This window comes from Catenuloplanes japonicus, assembly GCF_000717135.1.
Taxonomy (GTDB): domain Bacteria; phylum Actinomycetota; class Actinomycetes; order Mycobacteriales; family Micromonosporaceae; genus Catenuloplanes; species Catenuloplanes japonicus.
Window position 1 is genome coordinate 153,126 of the sequence record NZ_JNXY01000004.1, and the last position, 21,902, is coordinate 175,027.

The window sequence follows — 21,902 nt, forward strand, 5'->3', positions numbered from 1 at the left end:
GTGCCGCCTGTCCGTAAGATTCCTGCAGAGCCGAATGGAGGTGCGATGAAGCACATCAAACGCGCCTCCCCGGTGCCCTACTACGTGCAGCTCTACGACGTCCTGCTCGGCCGGATCCAGGACGGCGAGCTGCAGCCCGGCGAACGCCTGCCCGGCGAGAGCGAACTGCACCGCGAGTTCTCCCTGTCCCGCCCGACCGTCCGCCAGGCACTCGACATGCTCGAGACCAACGGGTACGCGCTCAAGGTCGCACGCCGCGGATACTTCGTCGCCGAGCCCACGGCCCCGCAGGGCTGGCTGATCGAGGGCCTCGGCGGCTTCCTGGAGAGCGGCCTCGGCCACGGCGACCCGCGCCTGACCACCCGCGTCGTCCACTCCGGCGAGCAGAAACTCCCGGACGAGGTCGCCGCCGCCCTGCGCGTCCCCCGCAACTCGGCCGGCTTCGTGCTCGAACGGGTCCGCAGCATCGACGGCGAACCCGTCCTCTACAGCATGAACTGGACGCCGCCCGCGGTGGCGCCGGTCGTCGAGGCCGCCACCGGAGTCCGTGACGGCAGCTCGTCGCTGACCACCGCGCTACAGGCCGGCGGGTACGCGGCCGCCGGCGCCCGACGGGTCCTGCATGCGGTCGCGGCCACGCCAGAGATCGCCGCGTACCTGGAGATCCCGCCGGCCACGGCGCTGCTGCGCATCCGCTCCACGACCTGGGACAAGTCCCTGGTGCCCTACGACTACTACGAAACCTGGCTCCGGACGGACATCGTCCCCATCGCGGTCGACGCCACCACGCGCGGCACACCCTGACGCACGGTTGCGGTGCGCGTTCTTGAAGATCAAGATCTTGATTTCCCGCTTCCGGCGTGGTGGCGGTCCGTTTGCTCCCGCGGGCAAACCTCGCTGCGCGCCAAGACTCCGCCGGCGCTCCGCTTGCCGCTTCGCGTCGGAGCCGGTTCCGCCGTGGTCGGGGAAGGGCACGCGGCTACCGTCGTGCTCGCGTTGATCGAGGCGCGTCCGGTGCCGCGGGAGGAGTGGTGGCAACCGGGCACGGGCAACCGGGCACTGACGCGCCCGAAATTTCGTGTTATTGGTTGCGTTGGGTGGGTTGGTTGCTGTTTTGCCTCCGGCGGGAGCGCTCCGGCTCCGGGGCAGGATCCAACACCCTTCGGCTGCGCTGGGCCCAGGTTCGTGGGTGGTCGGGTTTCGTGCGGCCTGGCTGCCCCGTTTGCCATCGACCCGGGACAAGCCGAGCAGATCATCGGCAGGGCCGCCAGCTTTGGTCTGTCGTGTGGCGGCTGCGTGGTTCTCGCGTTTGGGCGGGCACTTTCCGCGGTCCAGTGGGTGGTCCGGGTTTGAGGGTTGCGTCGGGCGGGCCGGCGCCGGTCAGCGTCGTGGTTGGGTTCAGGCTTGCGTTTCGCGGGTTGCCGCCGGAAGCGTTGGTGGCGGCCCTACCGACGATCTGCTCCCCTGCGGGCGGGTCGATGGCAGACGGGGCAACCAGGCGGTCACCTTTGTGGGTGCTTGCGCATAAAGGACAAAAGACGCGACGGTGGACGGGCCGTAGGGCTGTTCAAGATCCTTGCGTCTCTGGTGGCCCTTTCCCGGCCCGTGAAAGGGCCACCAGAGACGCAAGGATCTTGAGTCCCGCATCCGCCTTGATCAACTGGGTGTTCTGTGCCCGAAATATCGCGATAAGAGGGGCGCGGGTTCGCGAGCGTTTCGGATGGGCCGCCCGCGCATGTGTGTGGATCATTGACGTCGACAGAATGGCGGTCAAAGCCCACTCGCCGACCGCCATTCTGTCGACGTCAATGATCCACAGGCCGTGTCGCACCGGTTCGCCGTGGATGGAGGGTGGCGGTCGCCCGGCAGGTACGGCGTGGGCCCTTCCGGCGCCGGGGCCCTTCCGGCACCAGGGTGCGATCGGCGCCAGGTGCCGTCAGCGCCAAGGTGCGATCGGCGCCAAGGTGCGATCGGCGCCAGGTGCCGTCAGCGCCAAGGTGCGATCGGCGCCAAGGTGCGATCGGCGCCAAGGTGCGATCGGCGCCAAGGTGCGATCGGCGCCAAGGTGCGATCGGCGCCAAGGTCGCCGTGGGTGTGGCGGGAAGCCGCCGCACCTCAGGCGAAGGGCTTCCAGGGGTTGATTTTGGGTGTTCCGGATGCCTGCGTGGAGGCTGGGGGCGAGAGGTCAGGCGCGGGTGGGGGTGATCGGGACGTCGAGGCCGGCGGCGCCCAGGACGTCGTCGGTCTCGGCCTCGCTGACGGTGGGGTTGGGGCGGCGGGGGTGGGGCAGGAGGAAGGCGACGGTGGCGGCGGCCAGTGCGGCCAGGGATGCGCCGATGACGAAGACCGTTGTGAACTGGGACTCGGCGGGCAGTGGGATCGGGCCGGGGATCGGGTTGCGGGTCATCATGGTGACCACGAAGGCGGTGCCGAGCGACATGCCGATCGAGCGGGCGATCGAGTTGACGCTGTTGGCGATGCCGGTCTCGGCGGGGGTGACGTTCGCGATGAGCAGCGTGGGCAGGGCGGCGTAACCGAACGTTACCGCGCTGTTGACCACCAGCGCGCCCAGGATGACCTGCCAGGTGGCGTTGTGCAGCACCGCGAGCATGGCGAAGCCGAGGCCGGCCAGCACGGCGGCGATCACCAGCGTCGCCTTCGCGCCGAAGCGGGAGACCAGGCGGCCGCCGAGCGGGGCGGTGATCACGCCGCTGGCGGTGCCGGGCAGCAGGTAGACCAGGCTGGCCGCGAGCACGGACGCGCCGAAGCCGTAGCCGGCGACCTCGTGCGGGGTCTGGACCAGGGCGGAGACGGCCAGGAACACGGCGAACATGGCGAAGCCGAGGAACAGCCCGGCCAGGTTCGCGACCACGATCGGGCGGTGGGTGAGCATGCGCGTGCTGACCAGTGGATGCGTAATGCGGCGTTCGACCAGGACAAACACGGTGAGTACGACGACGGCCGCGATCAGCGAGCCGATGACCTTCGCCGAGCCCCAGCCCCAGCCGTTGCCCTCCTCCAGCGGCAGGAGCAGCAGGACCAGGCCGCCGCCGAGCAGGATCGCGCCGGCCCAGTCGAGGCCGCCGGTGGCCGCGCCCGCGCGCCGGGGAAGCAGCCAGACACCGGCCAGACCGACCGCGACCAGCGCGGTGGCCAGCCAGAACAGCTGGTGGTAGTCGCCGCCGTTGCGCATCAGCAGGCCGGTCACGGCCAGGCCGAAGCCGGCGCCGACCGAGAGCATGCCGCTGACCAGCGCCATTGCACCGGTCAGCCGCGCGGGCGGTAGTTCCTCGCGGAGCACGCCGATGGCCAGCGGGAACAGTCCGAAGCTGGCGGCCTGGGCGACGCGGGCCGCCAGCAGCAGCGGCAGGCTTTCCGTGGTGGCCGCCAGTACGGAGCCGAGCAGCACCACGGTCAGGACGCCGAGCATGACCGGGCGGCGGCCGTGGAGGTCGCCGAGGCGGCCGAGCATCGGGGTGAGGACGGCAGCGGCGAGCAGGTTCGCGGTGACCACCCAGCTGGCCGCGCTGGTGGAGACGCCGAGGTCGTGCTGGATGTCTGCGACGACCGGGACGACGAGCGTCTGGAGGGCGGAGACGAGGAGCACGGCGTAGCAGGCGACGGGTAGTGCGAGGCGGGTACGGAGGGGCATGAGCCCCAAGCTAGACCCGGCGCCGAAAATTATCAACACCGTGTCGAAAACTAAAGATGTGACGTCGATTCCTTCCGATGGCCTGTAGAATCGGCGCCGTGCCAGCCGTCAAGAGTCGCCGCGCCCCCACCAAGGGCGACCAGCGGGAGCAGGCCCTGGTCGACGCCGCGCGGGCCGTGTTCCGCGACAAGTCGATCAGTCAGGTCACGGTCGACGAGCTGGCCGGGGCCGCCGGCATCGCCCGCTCCGGCTTCTACTTCTACTTCGAGTCCAAGCAGGCGCTGCTCGCCGCGCTCGTCGATCAGAACATCGCCGAGGCCGACCTGGAGATGGCCGAGTGGCTCGCCTCCGACGGCCTCGACCGGGGCGCGCTGCGCCGTGGCCTGGCCGCCGGCCTGGCCCGCTGGAAGGTCGACGGCCGCTGGCTGCGCGAGGCCTTCATCACGCCCGACCCCGGCCCCGACGTGCTGCAGGTCCGCGACCGCATGATCGACCAGGGCTGCTCCGCCTTCGCCGCCCGCATCCGGCGGGACGCCCGCGCCGGTCTCACCGTCGACGGCCCGGCCGACCTGCTGGCCAAGATGGCCGTCCACCTGCGCAGCACCATGTTCGCCGACGTCTACGCCAATCCCGGCGCCGCCGACGAGGACGCGCTGCTGGACACGCTCACCGACGCGATCCTGCGCCTGGTCTACGGCGTGACGCCGGGCGCCCGCTGACCGGCCCTCCCGGCCGAAATGGTGGTGCGGGAGGACGGCAGCTGTGCGCAAGATTCGACGGTGACGAATATCGACGATGATCTGATCGCGCTGCGGCGGGAGATTCACCGGCGCCCCGAGCCGGCCGGGGAGGAACGGGAGACGGCCGGGCTGGTGGCGGAGCAGCTGCGGGCCGCCGGGCTCGAGGTGACGACCGGGGTCGGCGGGCACGGGGTCGTCGCGGTGCTCGACGGGGCCGCGGAGGGGCCGACGGTGGCGTACCGGGCGGACATGGACGCGGTCGACACACGCACGGGAGCACTGCCGTTCCCGAGGTCCGACCGGGCCTTCGACGAGGGCTTCGCCTCGCGCGTGCCGGGCGCCGCGCACCTGTGCGGACACGACCTGCATACCGCGATCGGCGTCGGTGTCGCCCGGACGCCGGCCCGCGGACCGGTACACGGACGGCTCGTGTTCGTCTTCCAGCCGGCCGAGGAGCCGCTGCGGGGCGCGCGGGCGATGCTCGGGACCGGGATCGTGCAGGGGCTCGCGCCGCGTGAGTTCTATGCGCTGCACTGTGCACCGTTTCCCGCGGGCACCGTCACGGTCTCGCCGGGGTACGGGCTGCCGGGGCTCGACCACGTCCGGATGGTGCTGCCGGGCAGCGACGACGCGACGGTCGCGGCCGTCGTGGCCGAGGTGGCGGCGCTCGGCACCATCGCGTACCCGCGGAGCGTCGCGGAATATCACGCGCGCTTCCGGGCGGTGCTGGATCCCGGGATCGCGGCGTCGATCCAGGAGTCCGTGGGCATCGCACAGTGGACCGAGCGGACGCCCGAGGGGTGGCCGGTCGCCAACGTGCTGCTGCGGGTCTGGCCTCAGGAACGGTTCCCGGAGCTGCGTGCACGGCTCGGGCGGCTGGCCGCGGACGCCGGTGGACGCGTCGAGTTCCCGGCCGATCCGTTTCCGGCGCTGGTGAACTCGGCCGAGCTCAGCATCGCGGCCGGGCGGCATCTGAGCGCGGCCCTGGGGGCGGAGTCGGTGCTGTGGGGGCGCGCGTCCTGGCCCTACAACTGCGAGGACTTCGCGCTGTTCCTCGACGAGGCGCCGGGGGCGCAGTTCTATCTCGGCGTCGCGGACGCGGAGACCGGGATCAACGGCGCGCCGCACGCCCCCGACTTCGCCGCCGACGAGCGCGCGATCGGCCACGGCGTCCGCGCCATGACCAGCCTGCTGACCGCCCGGCTGGGAGCATGACGCGAGCGCCCGTACGGGTTTCCCCGCCACCCACGGACCCGGCAGGGAGGAGCGCCGGCGACGACCGGTGCCCGCGGGAGCATGCGGAACCGAACCACCGCGAAAGCGGGAATATGCCCTTAAAAGGTCTTCCACTGCGATACGCGGCGAGCCGTCGCGATCGGAGCGACCGGCAGGCCCGCGACCTCGGCATCAGCACTTGCGCTTTCTATCGAGCTGTATCTATTCTCCCCAGGAATGCGCTTTCCAGTCTGGAAGCGGTGTGGCGCCGGCGCAATTCCTGATCATGAAGGTGAGACAAGGATGAGACGACCAGTAGCCCTCCGGTGGGTAACGGGAGGGGCCATCGCCGCAGTGGGCGCCGCGGTCATGCTGTCGCTGCCGCAAGCCTGGGCCGCGGACACGAACCTGAGCCTCGGCGGCGGCGCGGACGGGTCCAGCAAGGCCAGCGGCACCAGTTACGGCAACGTCAAGGACGGCAACACCAGCACCTACTGGTCGCCGGACGGGTCGACGGGGCAGATCTCGGTCAAGTGGAGCAGCGCGACGACGATCAGCAGCGTCGTCATCCAGCAGGCGTCCGGCGGCGGGTCGATCAGCGCGTGGCGGCTGCTCAACGCGGACAGCGGATCCGTGCTGACCAGCGGCAGCGGCAGCCCGAGCACGATCTCGTTCTCCTCGGCGTCGCTGAAGAAGGTCACGCTGGACATCACCGGCGCGTCCGGCGCGCCGCGGATCGCGGAGTTCGAGACCTACGCGGGCGGCACCTCGAACCCGACCGGCGGGCCGACCACATCGGCGCCGACCCCGACCCCCACCGGCGGATCCGGCACACCGACCGGCTCGTGGCCGTCGTCGCAGGGGTCGGTGAGCATCTCCGGGACGGTCAGCGTGTCCGGCACGTTCGACGGCGGGATGAAGACCTACTGCTGCATCGGTGACGGCTCGCAGAGCGAGTCGCAGGACCCCATGTTCAAGATCGCCAATGGGGGTACGCTGCAGAACGTCATCCTCGGCTCACCGGCCGGCGACGGCGTGCACTGCGAGGGCACCTGCACGCTGCGCAACGTCTGGTGGAACGACATCGGCGAGGACGCGGCGACGTTCAAGGGCACCGGCGGCGGCACGTCCTACGTCATCGGCGGCGGCGCGCGGAACGGCAGCGACAAGACGTTCCAGCACAACGGCAACGGCACCGTGAGCATCAGCGGCTTCTACCTGAAGGGCTCCGGCAAGCTGTACCGGGGCTGCGGCAACTGCACCAGCTCGTACACCCGGCACGTGAAGATCGACAACGTGCTGCTGGACGACATCGACATGGTCGCCGGCATCAACAGCAACTGGGGTGACACCGCGACGATCACGCGCGTCACGATCGTCGGATCGGCCACGGTCTGCGGCAAGTACAAGGGCGTCAGCAAGGGCGACGAGCCGAGCTACCTCGGCGAGGGCTGGAACGACGCCAACTGCAAGGTGAACCGCAGCGACATCACGTTCAGATAGGCGTTCCGGAGCGGGGCACCCGGTGGGCGCCCCGCTCTCCACGCGCCGGGGCTCGTCCCCTCGCGGCGGGTGAACGCGCGGGTCAGCGCCGGTGCCGCCCTCGACGTCTACGACATCGAGCCTCTCCCCGCCGGCCACCACCTGCGCACGGGTCTGCGTTCCGGGCCTGTGTGGTGTGCGAGCGGAACCCTGCCTCCCGAGCCGTCGTGGTCCCGGGCGTGGTACAAGATCATGATGCGTACGTTGCGATGCCACCGACGCGTCGCCCTGCCCGCCTCACCGGAGGGGGAGGAACTCGTCGCGCTCAACGCGACCGTCCACGGTGAACTGGTCGCGGTCTCGGCGCCGTCCGCCCGGCTCCGGGAGCCACGGGCGCGGGTCCACCTGCACTCCGCCGCGGACGGCTGGCGCGAGATCCCGCTGGACGGGGTGACGATCGCGCCCAGCCGGGTGGACCTGCTGCCGGGAGCGGAACTCCTGCTGGCCCAGTCGCGCTGCATCACCCCGCCGTTTCAGGCGCCGCGCGAAAACGCGCAGGTGTTCGACGATGCCGGTCGGCCGCTGCGCGCGTTCCGGCTCGGTGACGGCATCGGCCACCTCCTCGTCGACGCGCCGGGTACCATCTGGGCCGGATACATCGACGAGGGCATCTACAGCGGGGACCCGTTGAGCGCGGGCGGGATCACCCGCTTCGACGAGTACGGCCGGCGGCTGTGGTCACATTGGCCGTCGAGCGGACTCGCCGACATGGCCGACTGCTACGCGCTGAACGTCGGCGACCGCACGGTCTGGACCTGCTACTTCCCGTACTACCCGCTGGTCCGGATCACGGACACCCGGGTACGGGCGTACCGGCCCGCGCCGATCAGCCGCATCCGCGCCGTGCTCGTCCAGGACGACGTGGTCGTCTACGTCAGCGGGCACGGGAAGCAGTCCCAGCTGACCGAGTGCCGCCTCCGGGGCGACGCCGTCGTCCCGCACGGCCCCGTGCCGCTGACCGATCCGGCCGGGCGCCCGGTGGAGGATTTCCGTGTGATCAGCGCGCGCGGCAGCCGCCTCTTCATCCGCACCGCCGGCCACATCCTCGAAGCCGACCTCGCCGCGCACGATGACCTGATGGTGCGCTGAACGGCCCCGGGCGGGTCTTTGCGTGAAACCGGTGTGGCGCGGGAGCGGAAGGGAGGAGCGCCAGCGACGACCGGTGCCCGCGGGAGCGTGCGGACCGCAACCACCGCGAAGTGGGAATATATAGATCTTTTGCATTGGAATGTGACGACTTTCCCCTGGTAGGCGGGCTGCCGGTCTACGATGGACGCTCGTGCGGCCCGAGGGACGGGGTGGGGGCATGACGATCGGGCGGGAGTCGTTCGAGCGGATGTACGACGTGGTGGGCGCGCCGCCGATGCCGTGGGACATCGGCGGGCCGCAGCCGGAGGTGGTCCGGCTGGCGGAGGCGGGCGGGTTCAGCGGCGACGTGGCCGACATCGGGTGCGGGCTCGGTGGGAACACGGTGTTTCTCGCGTCGCGTGGGGTGCGGGTGATCGGGCTCGATCTCGCGCCGTCCGCGATCGTGCAGGCGCGGACCAGGGCGCCGGAGGTCCCGTTCGACGTCGCGGACGCGTTGACGCTGGATGCGCGCGAGGCCCGCTACGACACGGTGCTCGACTGCGCGCTCTACCACTGCCTGGGCGACGAGGACCGCCGGCGGTACGCGGCCACGCTGCACGGCGCGACCCGGCCCGGCGCCCGGCTGCACGTGCTGTGCTTCTCCCCGGAGGCGCGCGGCCTGTTCCCGACGCAATACCTGGTCACCGAGGCGAACCTGCGGGACACGCTCGCGCCGCACTGGACCGTCGACCGGCTCGAGAACGCGCTCTACACCACCACGGACACCGTCGACGAGCTGCGCGTCCGCGCCGCCGCGATCCTCGGGCAGGCGGCGGACGGGCCCACCTCCGGAACGCTCACCGCGGACGCGCACGGCCGGGTCCTGGTGCCGGTCTGGTCACTCACCGCCACCCGCCGCCAGGGCGCCTAACGCCCGGCGCGGCGGAAGGCGGGGCCGGCGAAGTGGGCCAGCGCGAGATCGATCCGGTCCGCGGGCACGGTGAACATGCGCAGGTCGGCGAGCACGTAGCCGCCCAGCCGGGAGGAGTAGGTGATCTCGTCGATCGCGGGGTAGCCGGGGCGGAACGAGACGCAGAGCCGGTTCCGTTCCGTCCACACCCGTTCGAGGCGGTGCCAGGGCAGGTAGTACTCGTCGCGCCCCTCGGTGACCCGGAGGCCGTGCCGGTCGAGGCGGATCACGAAGCGGCGCAGCACCTGACGGCGGTAGGCGCGGGCGAGGCCGCCGACCGCGTAGAACCAGGCCACGGCGCTGATGAGCAGCAGCGCGAACGGCGGCACGACGATCGGCGCGACGTAGAACGCGACGGCGCCGAAACCCAGCACGCCCCAGAAGAACCTGGTCGCGACGTCGGTCTCGCCGGTCCGCAGCATGAACCCCAGCGCGGCCAGGAACAGCACGACCAGCACGACGAGCTCGGCGGCCCAGAGACGCGGGGACTGTTCGCCCATGGTGAGACCGGCCCAGAGGACCCAGATCGCGACCAGCGGCAGCACACACCACAACCAGCGCAGGGCCTGACGCCGGAAGTGCAGCGGATGCAGCGGGTTCCGGGGACGGCGCAGCTCGTCCGGCGGCGGCTCCGGCGCGGCGATCACGGCGGGGACGGGGGCGTCTTCCGGCGCCGGCGCCTCCGGCTCCCCGGGCCGTAGCACGAGGTCGCCGGCGCCGTTGGTGTTGCGCTGCTGCGGACGCGGATGCCCGTGCGCGGGCAGCACGGCGGCGAGATGCCGGTACGCCCCGGCCAGCGTCAGATCCTCCGTGGCCGCGGTGTCCCGCAGCAGCCGGATCAGCTCACCGGTGAACGCCGTGTAGTACTCGCCGGGCGGGGCCAGCGCCAGCGCGTTCCCCGCCGTGGCCGTCAGCGTGTAGGTGCCCTCGACCCGCGTGCTGTCCGCGACCAGCGACTCGGCCTCCGCGCTGGACATCGCGGCCACGGCCAGCCCGGAGAAGCAACAGTCCAGGATCAGCACGCGGGTACGCGCCGGGCTCTCCCGGATCGCCCGGTTGACCATCGCGAACGGCAGCGCCGTGATGCCCAGCCGTTCCGGCCGCGGGTCGGTGCCGTGCAGCGCGAGGTGGAGGTCGCCGTTCTCGTCGAGCAGCCCGTGCCCGGCGAAGTAGACGAGCAGCAGATCCTCCGCCTCCTCCGCGCGGTCGAGCAGCGCGGTCGCGGCCTCCTGCGGGCTTGCCGCGTCCAGCAGCTCCGCGATGCCGTCCGCGGTGACCAGGCCGACCGCCGGCCCGGACAGGACCCGGGCCAGCTCGGTCAGGTTGTTCCCGACCGCGGCCAGCGGCGGCAGCTCCGGCGCCCGGTGGGTGGCGGTCCCGATCAGGACCGCGACCGACCGTGCCGGGTCCGGCCTGGTCACGGCGCCGGTGGGTCGTCGAGGCGGGCCAGCACGGACTCGATGAGCGCGGCGACCTGCCGTTCGTCGCGGGCGCGGGCCACGTCCAGCTCGACGGACCAGCGGTCGGTGACCTCGATGCGCACGGTGACGTCCGGCCGGCGGGCGTTGAGCCAGCCGGCCACGGACTGGATCAGCACCGCGATCGCGCCGCCGCTGCCGAGCGCGACGAGCAGCAGCTCGACGCCGGTGCCCATGGTGCCGGGCCGTGGCGATCCGGGCTGCTCACGGACGCGGCCGCGTAGCTCCGGCTCGCGCCGCAACCACCGGTGGAGGTCACGGCGGTCGTCGTCGTCGGAGGTGACCGCGATGGTGACGGGGTGTGACATACACCCCGTTATATCGCAGTCCATCAACGCCTAGGGCTTGCGGGCGATCGCCCCGTACATCGCGATGTCGCTGTCGCGGACGCCCTCGGGCTCGGTGCCGTCCGGGCGCCACTTGTGCACCTGGACCAGGCCGGGCTCGACGATCTCCAGGCCGTCGAAGAAGCGCAGCGCGGTGTCGCGGTTGCGGAAGATCAGCGTCTCGCCGAGCCGGTTGTACTCGCGCTGGACCTGGGCCAGCGGGATCGGGTCGAACTCGTCGGTGGCGATCGACATGGCCAGGAAGCTGCCGGACGGCAGCACGTCGAGCACCTGGCGGACGACGCGCAGGGCCTCCTCGTCGTCCTCGATGAAGTGCACGATCGCGATGAGCAGCAGGCCGACCGGCTTGTTCAGGTCCAGCGTGCCCTGGAACTCGGGCGCGGAGATGATCGTCTGGGGGTCGCGCATGTCCGCGTCGATGTACGCCGTGCGGCCCTCGGTCGTGCCCAGCATCAGGGCGCGCGCGTGCGCCAGCACCAGCGGGTCGTTGTCCGTGTAGACGACCTGCGCGGTCGGGTCGACCTCCTGCACGATCTGGTGCAGGTTCGGCGGGGTGGGCAGGCCGGTGCCGATGTCGAGGAACTGGCGGATGCCGTGCTCGGTGGCCAGGTAGCGGGCCACCCGGTGCATGAACGCGCGGTTGGCCTGCATGTGCGGCTTGAGCGAGGGCCAGATCTTCAGCGAGTTCTCGCCGGCCTCGCGGTCGACCGCGAAGTTGTCCTTGCCACCCAGGATGTAGTCGTAGATCCGCGCGCCGTGCGCCCGGTCGGTCCGCAGGTCGAGCCCGCGAGCTTCCTCGTCACGACGTTCCACCGAGATCCTCCGTAAGCACTCGTCCGCGGTCGCACATCGGCCGCGGACGTGATCTTAAGTCCTGTGTGGACCGGATGGACCCCACCGAACCGCCGAAAATCACACGAGGTACAGGTACCCGTCCGCGTCCAGATGCCCGGTGTCACCGGTACGTAGCCAGCCGTCTCCGGTCAGCACCGTGGCCGTCTCCTCCGGCTGGCGCCAGTAGGACGTCATCGCGCGCGGCGTGGACACCTGCACCTCACCGTCGACGATCCGCAGCCGTACGCCGGGCAGCGGCCGCCCGACCGAACCGACCCGGGTGTCGTCGAGGTGGTCGGCCGGGGCCAGCACGGTCGTCGCGCCCGCGGCCTCGGTCAGGCCGTAGACCTGCAGCAACGGCACGCGCAGCACCGACGCGCAGGCGCGGATCATGGACGGTGGCATGGGCGCGCCGCCGTACGCCACGTTCGCCACGCTGCTCAGGTCACGCTCGGTGACGCCCGGCTCGGCGGCCATCGCGGCCAGCAGCGTCGGCACCACGAACGTGTGGGTGACCCGGGACTCCTCGATCGCGTCCAGCACCGCGGCGGCGCGCGGCGCGGGCAGGATCACGGTCTGCGCGCCGTGGCGTACCCCCATCAGGGCCTGTGAGAACGCGGCCACCCGGGACATCGGCGCGGCGATGAGGCTGACGCCGGTGGAGTCCAGGCCGATCGCGTCCGCGAGCGCGTCGCAGACCGCGGCCATCGACGCGTGCGTGATCACGGCGCCGCGCGGGAAGCCGTTGCGGCCGGACGCGTACAGCTGGCAGAACGGCTCCCGGCCGGTCACCATGGCGCGGTGGGTGACCGGGGGCGCGTCGGCCAGCAGCATCTCGTAGCTGCGCTCCATGTCGACCAGCTCGCGCAGGTGCGGCATCAGCACGCGCACGCGCCGCATCCGGTCCGCCCGCCCGTCGCCGCACAGCAGGACCGGCGCGGCGCAGTCGTCCACGATGTAGGCGGCCTGGCCCTCGGTCGCGCGCCCGCCGATCGGCACGTAGACCGCGCCGATCCAGGCACAGGCCAGCGCGATCTCCACCACGGCCGGGGCGTTGCCGGACAGGTGCGCCACCCGGTCGCCGGGCCGCACGCCGAGCGTGTCCAGCATGCCGGCGGCCGCCCGCACCCGGGCCGCGAACGCACGCCACGTCCAGCCGCGATCGCCGAACCGTAACGCGACGGCGTGCGAGTCGTTGGACAGGACAGCCGTCAGGATGTCGGCGGAGCGAGCCGGTGCGGCCGGGATGGTCATGACCCTCAAACCACCATCGGCCGATCGACGATCGCATGACAACCCCATGATCTGTACGCCCTGAGCGGCGCGTTCAGTTTTTGCTCAGTGGTTGACCTGTCCATCCCCTTAACGTGCATAACGTCCACCGGACTACCGGTGGACACACATCGTGTGGGATTTGGGGGGATACAGACAAAATGGCATCTGGGGGGATACGTTTCGCTCTGCTCGGGCCGGTGCGCGCCTGGGACGGCGCCGTCGAGCTGCCGCTCGGCTCGCCTCAACAGCGGACCGTGCTGGCCGCGCTGCTGCTGCGCGAGGGCGCCATGGTGACCGTGGACGAGCTCGTGGCGGCCGTCTGGGGGGACGAACCGCCGCGCAGCGCCGTCAACACCGTCCGCACCTACCTGTCGCGGCTGCGCACGCTGCTGCGCGACGCGGCCACGATCGTGTCCATCGGCGGTGGCTACGCGCTTCCCGTCGATCGTGAGGCGATCGATGTAACCGTTTTCTTCGATCAGGTGAGCGAAGCGCGCGACGCCCGCCGCCGCGGTGACACGGCCGAGGCCGCCGAGTCGCTGCGCGCCGCGGTCGTCCTGCACCGGGGCCGCCCGCTCTCCGGCGCCGGCGGACCCTACGCCGACGCCCAGCGCACCCGCCTCGAACAGCAGATCCTGGGCGCGCGCATCGACCTGCTGGCCGCCGAGGTCGAGCTCGGGCACGCCGACGAGGCCATCCCCGAGCTGATGGCACTGGCCGACGAGCACCCGCTGCGCGAGCGCGTGCACGAGCTGCTCATGCTCGCGCTCTACCAGGCCGGCCGCCAGGCCGACGCGCTCGCGGTCTACCAGCACGTCCGCCTGCTCCTCGCGGACGAGCTCGGCATCGACCCCGGCGCCGCGCTCCAGGCCGCCCACCGCCGCATCCTCGCCGCCGACCCCGACCTGGTCCTCCCGGCCGTCCTGCCCCCGACCCCGCGCACGCCCGCGCCCCGTTCCGGCAGCCAGCGCCCCGGCGGTATGGCGGTCCCGCTCCGCCCCCGCCGCCACCGCCGCCGCACCGGCCTGTAAATCCCACCGGCGGTCCAGGCGTCCTCAATGCGGGTAGGACGCCTGGACCGCCATTTACCGATCTCCCGCCCCGCCCAGGACGCGACCCTCCGCGCAGCTGCTGCCCGAAATTTCGTGAAATAGCAGGTTAGATGGTCGGCCGCAGGCCCAGCGGGACTCGCGCGCTTGTCCCGGCCACAGCGGAAACCGGCTCCGATGCCGGGAGGCAAGCGGAGTCTTCCGAACCCCGCAGGTCGGCCCACGGGGTTCTGCCGAGGCTAGGGTTCCGGGGCATGGAGATAACCGCGGAACTGGTGCGTGGGCTGGTGCGCGAGCAGCATGCGGATCTTGCGGGGCTGCCGGTGCGGCTCGGGGCGCGGGGGTGGGACAACCAGCTGTGGCGGCTCGGGGACGAGCTGGCGGTACGGCTGCCGTGGGCGACCGAGGGGGCGGACGGGCTGCTGCGCAAGGAGTTCGCCTGGGTGCCGGGGATCGCGCCGCGGTTGACGCTGCCGGTTCCGGTGCCGCAGCGGTTCGGGGAGCCGTCGGTGTTGTTTCCGCGGCCGTGGCTGGTCACGACCTGGGTGCCGGGGGTGCCGGCGGATCGGGCGCCGATCACGCGTGGCGGGGGCGAGGCGCTGGCGGGCTTTCTGACCGCGCTTCACCGGGCCGCGCCGGATGATGCGCCGACGGGACGGGACCGGGGTGGGCCGCTGGGTGCGCTCACGGAGCAGTTCGCCCGCGGGCTGGCGCACCTCACGCAGCGAAGTCTGATCAAGGATCCGGGTGCGGTCCGCGCGGTCTGGGACGATGCGGTCGCGGCGCCGGCGTGGGACGGGCCGGCGCTGTGGCTGCACGCGGACCTGCATCCGGCCAATGTGCTCACCGAGGGCGGCGCGCTGTGTGGCGTGATCGACTTCGGGGATCTGTGCGCGGGTGATCCGGCCTATGACCTGTCGGCCGCGTGGCTGCTGCTGCCGGAGGGCGAGATCGCACTGTTCCACGCGGCCTACCGGCCGGCACCGGACGACGCCACGCTGCGCCGCGCCCGTGGCTGGGCGATGGCACGCGCGGTGAGCGGCATCCTGATCGGCGACAACGGCGATCACGGCCGGACCGGCGGCAAGCCCACCTGGGGGCCGCCCGCGCTCGCCGCGCTGAGACGCCTGACCGGTTAGGCAACCTGCGGTTGTGGGCGCGCGGCGTGGCGGTTGTTTGATCGCGGGCGGCGGCGTTCGGTGGGATCGGCGGATGGCCGAGCAGCGTATGTACGTCAGGACGCCGGAGTTCGCCCGCTATGCGGCGCGGATCCGGCACGTGACCGATCTGACCTCGCGACTCAATGTGTTGCCGTTCGCCGACGAGGACGGGCGTGCGGCGCTGTTCGCGGAGATCTTCGGCCGCCCCCTTCCCGACAATGTCACGATTTATCCGCCTTTCTTTACGGAGTACGGGCTCGGGACCGAGTTCGCGGAGCAGGTGTTCGTCAACCAGGGATGCACGTTCATGGACGAGGGCGGGATCCGGCTCGGGAAAGGGGTCATGATCGGGCCCAAGGCCAATCTGATCACCGGCGGGCACCCGGTCGTGCTGGCGGAGCGGCGCGAGTTCATCGTCACGGCGCCGATCGTGCTGGAGGAGAACGTGTGGCTCGGCGCGGCCTCGACCGTGCTGCCCGGCGTCACGATCGGCCGCAACTCCGTGGTCGGCGCCGGCACCGTCGTCTCCCGGGACGTGCCGCCGGACACGCTGGTCACCGGCCCGACCGCGGTCGTCCGCAAGCGGCTGAACTAGGGCGTGGGCCTCAGGCGAACGCCGCGTCCAGCCGTGCCCGGAGCAGGCCGGCGGCCGGGTGGTAGACGTCGTCGAGGCGGCGGAGCGCCCGCGCCCGGTAGTGCCCGGCCGCCCCGGCGTCGCCGAGCCGGGCGTGGCAGCTGGCCAGCCGGACCAGCAGCTCCGCCGTGATCCACTCGTCGTGGCGCTGCCGCGCGAGCGCCTCCGCGTAGGCGCCCGCGGCCCCGGCCAGGTCCCCGGCGTGTTCCCGCAGCCGGCCGATCTGCATCCAGCCGACCTGGACCTGCAGCCAGTTCTCGATGCTCTCGTGGATCGCGATGCCGGCCGCGCGGTCCGCCACCGCGGCCTCGACGTCGCCGGTGCGGTGCATGACGCGCAGCGACGTGAGCCGGTAGGTGAAGCCGAGCATGTCCCGCGCGTGCGTGGTGCGCGGGTCGTCGCGGCCGGGCGGGCCCTCCCGGTCGAGCGCGGTGAGCAGGACGCGGATCTCGTCGGCGTACCCGGCGGCCTTCTCGATGTTCTCGCCGGACGGCCAGTCGTCGCGTTCGGTGAGCGCGCTGCCCATGCCGCCGAGGCCGATCGCGATGCGGATCGGGTCGTCCGCCTCGCGCCCCACGTCCGCGGTCAGCGACCATTCGCGGTGGGCCTCGTCGTGGTCGCCGATGCGGTGGTGGCAGTTGCCGAGCACGTTGTGCAGGTAGCCGCGCCACCACAGGTCACCGGTGCGCCGGGCGACCGCGAGCGCGCGGCGGGCGACCGGGATCGCCTCGTCCCACCGTCCGAGGTGGTCGAGGAGGAAGCCGTTCATGCCCCAGCAGATGAGCAGCACGTAGCGGTCGAGGCGCGCCCGGTCCGCGGCGTCGAGCGCGGCGCGCAGGTTCTCGCGTTCCACCTCGAACCAGGCGACCGCATCGGGTACGTCTGTGAACGTGACCGGAACGACGCCGGGAGCCGGTGTGCCCGCGTCGAGCTGCCGCCGGTACGGGTTGGCCAGCCCCGCGGCCGCGACCAGCGAGTGCAGGTAGTGGTCGAGGACGCGGTCGAGCGCGGGCTCGTCCCCGGAGATCTCCGCCGCGTAGGCCCGGACCAGGTCGTGCGCGGCGTACCGGCCGGGCCGTGGCTCGCTGAGCAGCTGCGCGTCGGTGAGCTCGCCGAGCAGCGCGAGCGTCTCGGAGGAGCCGCGGCCGGCCACGCTGATCGCGGTGGCCAGCGACCCGTCCGGTCCGGGGTGCCGGCCGAGCCTGCGGAACAGCTCGGCCGCGTCCGGGCTCAACCGCCGATAGGACCAGGAGAACACGGTACGCACGTCCCGTCCCGCGTTGACGGCGGCGAACGCGTCCAGCCCGTCCCGGCGGCGGAGCTCGGCCGCGACCGTGGCCAGCGTGTACGTCCGGCTGCGCTCGGTCCAGGCCGCGCAGATCGCGAGCGCGAGCGGCAGCCCGCCGCACATCCGGATGATCTCCGCGGCCGCCCAGGGCTCCGCGTCGACGCGCGCGGTGCCGAGGCGGGCGCGCAGGTAGGCGAGCGCGTCCGCGTCCCGGAACACGTCCAGGCCGACCGAGCGCGCGTCCTCGTCGACCGCGAGCCCGCCCAGGTAGCTGCGGCTGGTCACCAGCACGGCGCAGCCGGCCGTGCCCGGCAGCAGTGGCCGGACCTGCTCGTCGTCGCGCGCGTTGTCCAGCACGACCAGGATCCGGCGGCCGGCGACCACGCTGCGGTAGAGCGCGGCCAGCCCGTCCAGCGTGGACGGCTGGTTGCCGCGCGGCACGCCGAGCGCCTCGAGGAAGCCGTGCAGCGCCTCGACCGGCCAGCCGGTCCAGCTCCAGGGACCGGCCGGTGAACGCGGCGGGCGGCGCGGGCAGCTGGGCGGGCCGGACCGGCGCGGCGAGCAGGTCACGGTGGGCGTCGCGCAGCAGCGGGCCGGGCTCGATGCCGAGCTCGTCGACGAGGCGGGTGCGGGTGTGCCGGTAGTGGTCCAGCGCCTCGTCCGTGCGCCCGGCCGCCGCGAGCGCGCGGAGCAGCCGGGCGTGCAGGCCCTCGTCGTACGGGTGCCAGGCCACGGCCCGGCCGAGCACGGCCGCGAGCACGGCGCCGCGGTCGCAGCCGAGCGCGACGTCCGCGGCCTCGGCGAGCACGGCCGCGTGGTCGCGGTCCAGGCCGGCGAAGATCGGGTGGGCGCGCGTCTCCGGTGCCAGCCCGGTCGCGGCCCGGCCGGTCCAGAGCCCGAGCGCGGCCGCGTACGCGTCCACCGCCGCCTCCGGGCGACCGGCAGTGACCAGCTCGCGCGCCTGGTCGAGGAACGCACGGTAGCGGCTCAGGTCGGAGTCGACGGTCAGCCGGTAGCCGGCCGCGGTACGCCCGATCGGCCCGGCCACGCGGCGCAGCCGGGACACGTACTGCTGCACGGTGGCGGCCGCGGCCTGCGGGGGCTCACCGGACCAGAGCACGTCCGAGATGAGGCCGGCCGCGACGGGCTCGCCCGCGGCCGCGATCAGCACGGCCAGCAACGCGCGCTGTTGCGGCGAGCCCAGTTCCAGCTCCGCGCCGTCGCGCAGCCCGCGGACCGGGCCGAGCACCTCGAACCATGTCGGCACCCGGGCTCAGCGCTCCGCCGGGTCGTAGGCGTTCTCGTAGGCGTCGAGCCGGGCGCGGAGCTGGTCGGCGTACGCGTGGTAGACACCGTCGGCGAGCCTGCGGGCGCGGGCGCGCAGCCGTCCCGCGGCGGCCCGGTCGCCGAGCCGCGCGTGCGAGGCGGCCAGCGAGACCAGCACCTCGATGCCGCTCCACTGCCAGCGCTGCATCAGGGCGAGGCTGCGCTCGTACGCCTCGATCGCCTCCGCGTCCTTGCCGACGTGCTGGTAGATGCGGCCGACCAGCTCCCAGCCCCAGCCCTCGCGCGCCCAGTTGTCGTTGCCGCGGTGGATCTCGATGCCGCGGCGCAGCTCGGCCGCGGCCGCCTCCACGTCGCCGCTGCGGTGCAGGATGCGCAGCGCGAAGAACTCGCTGCAGATGCCGGCCAGCTCGCGGGCCCGGGTCGTGTACGAGTCCGTCCGCGCCGCGCCGTCGAGGTGCGCGCAGAGCGCCACGGCCTCGTCCGCGAACGCGGCGGCCCGCTCGATCTCGTCGCCGGTCGGCCAGCGCCCGTGGTCGGTGAGCGTGCTCGCCATCCCGGCCAGGCCCATGCCGACGCGGACCGGGTCGTCCGCCTCCCGTCCGGCCTTCGCGGCCAGCGACCACTGCCGGTACGCCTCCGCGTAGTCGCCGAACCGGTGGTGGCAGATGCCGAGCGCGTTGTGCAGGTAGCCGCGCCACCACAGCGAGTGCTGCCGTTCGGCCGCGGCGAGCGCGCGCCGGGACGCCGGGATGACCTCGTCCCAGCGGCCGAGCTGGTCCATCAGGAAGCCGTTGAGGCCCCAGGCGAAGTACCACAGGTACGGGTCGAGGCCGTGCTGCTCGGCCGCGTCCATCGCGGCGCGGATGTTCTCCCGCTCCTCGCCGTACCAGGCCAGTGCCTCGTCCGTGTCCCGCGGCGCCAGCGGGCGCACCCCGGGGGCCGGCGTGCCCGCCTCGACCGGCGTGCGCAGCGGGTTGACCAGCTGCGCGCCCGCGATCAGTGAGTGCAGGTAGTGGTCGAGCGTGCGGCGCAGCGTCTCCTCGCGCTCGTCGGGCTGGCCCAGCTCGGCCGCGTAGGCCCGGACCAGGTCGTGCGCGCCGTACCGGCCGGGGCGCAGTTCGGTGATCAGGTGGGCGTCGGTGAGCTCGCCGAGCATCCGGATCGTCTCCGGCATGCTGCGACCGGCGATGCTGGCCGCGGTGCCGAGCGCCACGTCCGCGCCCGGGTGCATGCCGAGCCGCCGGAACATCTCGGCCGCGCCGGGCGTGAGCCGCCGGTAGGACCAGGAGAAGACCGCGCGCACGTCCCGCCCGGAGGCGACGCCGGCGAACGCGTCCAGTCCGGCGCGGCGGCGGATCTCGGCCGCGACCGTGCCGAGCGTGAACGCGGGGCTGCGCTCGGTCCAGGCGGCACAGATGGCCAGTGCCAGCGGCAGCCCGCCGCACACCTCGATGATCTCCGCGGCCGCCTCCGGTTCCGCGTCCACGCGCTCCTTGCCGAGGCGGGAGCGCAGATAGCGGTACGCGTCCGCGTCGGAGAACACGTCCAGCCCGATCGAGCGGGCGCCCTCGTCGACCGCGAGCCCGCCCAGGTAGCTGCGGCTGGTCACCACGACCGCGCAGCCGGCCGTGCCCGGCAGCAGCGGGCGGACCTGCTCGTCGTCGCGCGCGTTGTCCAGCACGACCAGGATCCGGCGGCCGGCCAGCACGCTGCGGTAGAGCGCGGCCAGCCCGTCCAGCGTGGACGGCTGGTTGCCGCGCGGCACGCCGAGCGCCTCGAGGAAGCCGTGCAGCGCCTCGACCGGGGCGGGCAGCTGCGCGGGGCGTACCAGCTGGGGCTTCGGGGACTCCACGGGGGCGGGGCCGGGTTCCGGCTCGGCCAGCAGCTCGCGGTGCGCGGCCTGCAGCAGCGGGCCGGGCTCGATGCCGAGCTCGTCGACCAGCCGCTCGCGGACCTCGCGGTAGCGCATCAGCGCGTCGGCCCGGCGGCCCGCGCTGGCCAGCCCGCGCATCAGCTGGGCGTGCAGGCCCTCGTCGAACGGGTGCCAGCTCGCGGCGCGGTCCAGCGCGGGCACCAGCCCGGCGCCGTAGCCGCAGGACAGCGCGTCCTCGGCGGAGTCGAACAGCACGGTCACGTGCTCGCGGTCCAGGCCGGTGAAGACCGGGTGGGCGCGCGCCTCCGGCGGCAGGTTCGCCGCGGCCGGGCCGGTCCAGAGCGCGAACGCCTCCCGGTAGAGCGCGCCGGCCCCGGGCTTGTCCGTCGGGTAGAGCGCGTGGCCGCGGGCCATCAGCGCGCGCCACCGCAGCAGGTCGACCTGGTTCTCGTCCACGGCCAGCTGGTAGCCGCCGGCCGTGCGGCGGATGATGCCGCCCTGGTCGCGGGCGGGCCGGTCCGGCTCGATGATCTTCCGGAGCCGGCTGACGTACTGCTGCACCGTGGCCGCGGCAGCCGTCGGCGGGGCGTCACCCCACAACACATCAAGAATCGTGGGTACGCCCACGGGCTCGCCCGCCGCGGCCAGCAGCACCGCGAGGAGCGTGCGCTGCTGGGGCGGCCCGAGCTCCAGCTCTGTGCCGTCCCGGCGGCCCCGCACCGGGCCGAGCACCTGGAACCACATCTGCGCGTCCGCCTCAGGCACCGGCGACCGGCGTCAGCAGCGCGTCGGCGGCCGCGGTCCGCAGCCAGGCCACCGCGTCGCCGTCGCTCCAGTGCAGGTCCTCGACGAGCGTGAACAGGGACGAGTATCCGAAGTAGAACCAGAGCAGCGCGTCCGCGTGCCGGACGTCGACGCCGGGGCGCAGCGCGCCGAGCCCGGACAGCCGGGTGGCGGCCAGCAGCAGCCCGGAGCGGTAGCGGTCGGTCGCCACGGCCAGCGACGCGGCCGCGTCCGGCTCGTGCGGCGCGGTCGCCATGATCACCCGCAGCACGTCGCCCCACTCGCGGCGGAGGTCGAGCGTGGTGTCCGCGACCAGATCCAGCACCCTGCCGGGGTCGGTGGCGCGGCGGATCTGCTCCAGGTTAGCCGTGACGGTGGGCGCGGCGGAGCAGAGCTGGGTGAGCGTGCGCAGCATCCCGGACTTGCCGCCGGCCACGGAGTAGACGGTCGCGGGCGAGACGCGGGCCTCGCGGGCCACCTCCTCCACCTTGACGGCGAAGTAACCTCGTTCGCGGAACAGGCGGCGGGCCGCGTCGAGGATCGAGCGGTGGGTCGCCGCCGTGTACCCCGCGCGACGGCTGCGGCGCACGGGACCCGCCTCGGTGGTGCTCATGACGACCGAGTGTAGGTCGACTCATTGGAGACCGGCTCTAGCGAAACGCGATATATCGATTTCTGTCGCCTATCCGGCTGGGAGCCGCGGTGAA

General features: G+C 72.8%; 17 protein-coding genes and 1 pseudogene. 9 read left to right on the forward strand and 9 right to left on the reverse strand.

Annotation, left to right across the window (positions count from 1 at the left end):
* The first annotated feature begins 45 nt into the window (after positions 1 to 45).
* Complete coding sequence (locus OP04_RS07385) at positions 46 to 804, forward strand: GntR family transcriptional regulator (protein ID WP_033338780.1); 759 nt, start codon at positions 46 to 48, stop codon at positions 802 to 804.
* A gap of 1,381 nt (positions 805 to 2,185) precedes the next feature.
* On the opposite strand, the gene OP04_RS07390 is transcribed toward OP04_RS07385, so the two are convergent.
* Positions 2,186 to 3,652 (reverse strand): MFS transporter, encoded by a 1,467-nt coding sequence (locus OP04_RS07390; RefSeq protein ID WP_033338781.1) that lies wholly within the window; start codon positions 3,650 to 3,652, stop codon positions 2,186 to 2,188.
* A gap of 98 nt (positions 3,653 to 3,750) precedes the next feature.
* Here OP04_RS07390 and OP04_RS07395 point away from each other — a divergent pair, with 98 nt between their 5' ends.
* The 5 genes from OP04_RS07395 (at position 3,751) to OP04_RS07415 (ending at position 9,148) form a co-directional block, all read left to right on the forward strand.
* Positions 3,751 to 4,371 (forward strand): TetR/AcrR family transcriptional regulator, encoded by a 621-nt coding sequence (locus OP04_RS07395; RefSeq protein ID WP_033338782.1) that lies wholly within the window; start codon positions 3,751 to 3,753, stop codon positions 4,369 to 4,371.
* Between the two features lie 60 nt (positions 4,372 to 4,431).
* Complete coding sequence (locus OP04_RS07400) at positions 4,432 to 5,607, forward strand: M20 metallopeptidase family protein (protein ID WP_033339060.1); 1,176 nt, start codon at positions 4,432 to 4,434, stop codon at positions 5,605 to 5,607.
* Between the two features lie 303 nt (positions 5,608 to 5,910).
* Entirely contained in the window at positions 5,911 to 7,110 is a 1,200-nt protein-coding gene (locus OP04_RS07405) for a pectate lyase (RefSeq protein ID WP_033338783.1), read from the forward strand.
* Between the two features lie 69 nt (positions 7,111 to 7,179).
* Positions 7,180 to 8,238, forward strand: coding sequence for a hypothetical protein (locus tag OP04_RS07410; protein WP_033338784.1), 1,059 nt, complete (start codon positions 7,180 to 7,182; stop codon positions 8,236 to 8,238).
* Positions 8,239 to 8,455: 217 nt separating this feature from the next.
* Entirely contained in the window at positions 8,456 to 9,148 is a 693-nt protein-coding gene (locus tag OP04_RS07415; RefSeq protein ID WP_033338785.1) for a class I SAM-dependent methyltransferase, read from the forward strand.
* Here the strand turns inward: OP04_RS07415 and OP04_RS49270 are convergent.
* From OP04_RS49270 to OP04_RS07435, 4 genes are all read right to left on the reverse strand, one after another.
* Positions 9,145 to 10,608 (reverse strand): caspase family protein, encoded by a 1,464-nt coding sequence (locus OP04_RS49270; RefSeq protein ID WP_051797234.1) that lies wholly within the window; start codon positions 10,606 to 10,608, stop codon positions 9,145 to 9,147. The genes OP04_RS07415 and OP04_RS49270 overlap by 4 nt on opposite strands.
* Positions 10,605 to 10,973: an effector-associated constant component EACC1 gene (locus tag OP04_RS49275; RefSeq protein ID WP_051797235.1), complete on the reverse strand. Its 369-nt coding sequence runs from the start codon at positions 10,971 to 10,973 to the stop codon at positions 10,605 to 10,607. The genes OP04_RS49270 and OP04_RS49275 overlap by 4 nt, the downstream gene beginning before the upstream one ends.
* 30 nt (positions 10,974 to 11,003) lie before the next feature.
* On the reverse strand, positions 11,004 to 11,825 hold the full coding sequence (locus tag OP04_RS07430) for an SAM-dependent methyltransferase (RefSeq protein ID WP_051797236.1): 822 nt from the start codon (positions 11,823 to 11,825) through the stop codon (positions 11,004 to 11,006).
* 99 nt (positions 11,826 to 11,924) lie between these two features.
* On the reverse strand, positions 11,925 to 13,100 hold the full coding sequence (locus OP04_RS07435) for an AMP-binding protein (protein ID WP_051797237.1): 1,176 nt from the start codon (positions 13,098 to 13,100) through the stop codon (positions 11,925 to 11,927).
* A 218-nt stretch (positions 13,101 to 13,318) separates the two neighbouring features.
* On the opposite strand from OP04_RS07435, the gene OP04_RS07440 reads away from it, so the two are divergent.
* The 3 genes from OP04_RS07440 (at position 13,319) to OP04_RS07450 (ending at position 15,925) form a co-directional block, all read left to right on the forward strand.
* A complete protein-coding gene (locus OP04_RS07440) occupies positions 13,319 to 14,152 on the forward strand; it encodes an AfsR/SARP family transcriptional regulator (RefSeq protein WP_051797238.1) in 834 nt (277 codons plus the stop codon).
* A gap of 272 nt (positions 14,153 to 14,424) precedes the next feature.
* Positions 14,425 to 15,309, forward strand: a complete 885-nt coding sequence (locus tag OP04_RS07445) for an aminoglycoside phosphotransferase family protein (RefSeq protein ID WP_033338786.1) — start codon at positions 14,425 to 14,427, stop codon at positions 15,307 to 15,309.
* Between the two features lie 73 nt (positions 15,310 to 15,382).
* Positions 15,383 to 15,925, forward strand: a complete 543-nt coding sequence (locus OP04_RS07450; RefSeq protein WP_198153762.1) for a sugar O-acetyltransferase — start codon at positions 15,383 to 15,385, stop codon at positions 15,923 to 15,925.
* A 10-nt stretch (positions 15,926 to 15,935) separates the two neighbouring features.
* Here OP04_RS07450 and OP04_RS07455 read toward each other — a convergent pair whose 3' ends face one another.
* The 4 genes and pseudogenes from OP04_RS07455 to OP04_RS07465 form a co-directional block, all read right to left on the reverse strand.
* Positions 15,936 to 17,822 (reverse strand): tetratricopeptide repeat protein, encoded by a 1,887-nt coding sequence (locus OP04_RS07455; RefSeq protein ID WP_051797239.1) that lies wholly within the window; start codon positions 17,820 to 17,822, stop codon positions 15,936 to 15,938.
* A gap of 49 nt (positions 17,823 to 17,871) precedes the next feature.
* A pseudogene (locus tag OP04_RS56765) lies at positions 17,872 to 18,519 on the reverse strand (AfsR/SARP family transcriptional regulator); the annotation flags it as partial.
* Positions 18,520 to 18,525: 6 nt separating this feature from the next.
* Complete coding sequence (locus OP04_RS07460) at positions 18,526 to 21,177, reverse strand: AfsR/SARP family transcriptional regulator (RefSeq protein WP_051797240.1); 2,652 nt, start codon at positions 21,175 to 21,177, stop codon at positions 18,526 to 18,528.
* Complete coding sequence (locus OP04_RS07465) at positions 21,170 to 21,808, reverse strand: TetR/AcrR family transcriptional regulator (RefSeq protein WP_033338788.1); 639 nt, start codon at positions 21,806 to 21,808, stop codon at positions 21,170 to 21,172. Before OP04_RS07465 ends, OP04_RS07460 begins: the two co-directional genes overlap by 8 nt.
* Positions 21,809 to 21,902: the final 94 nt, after the last annotated feature.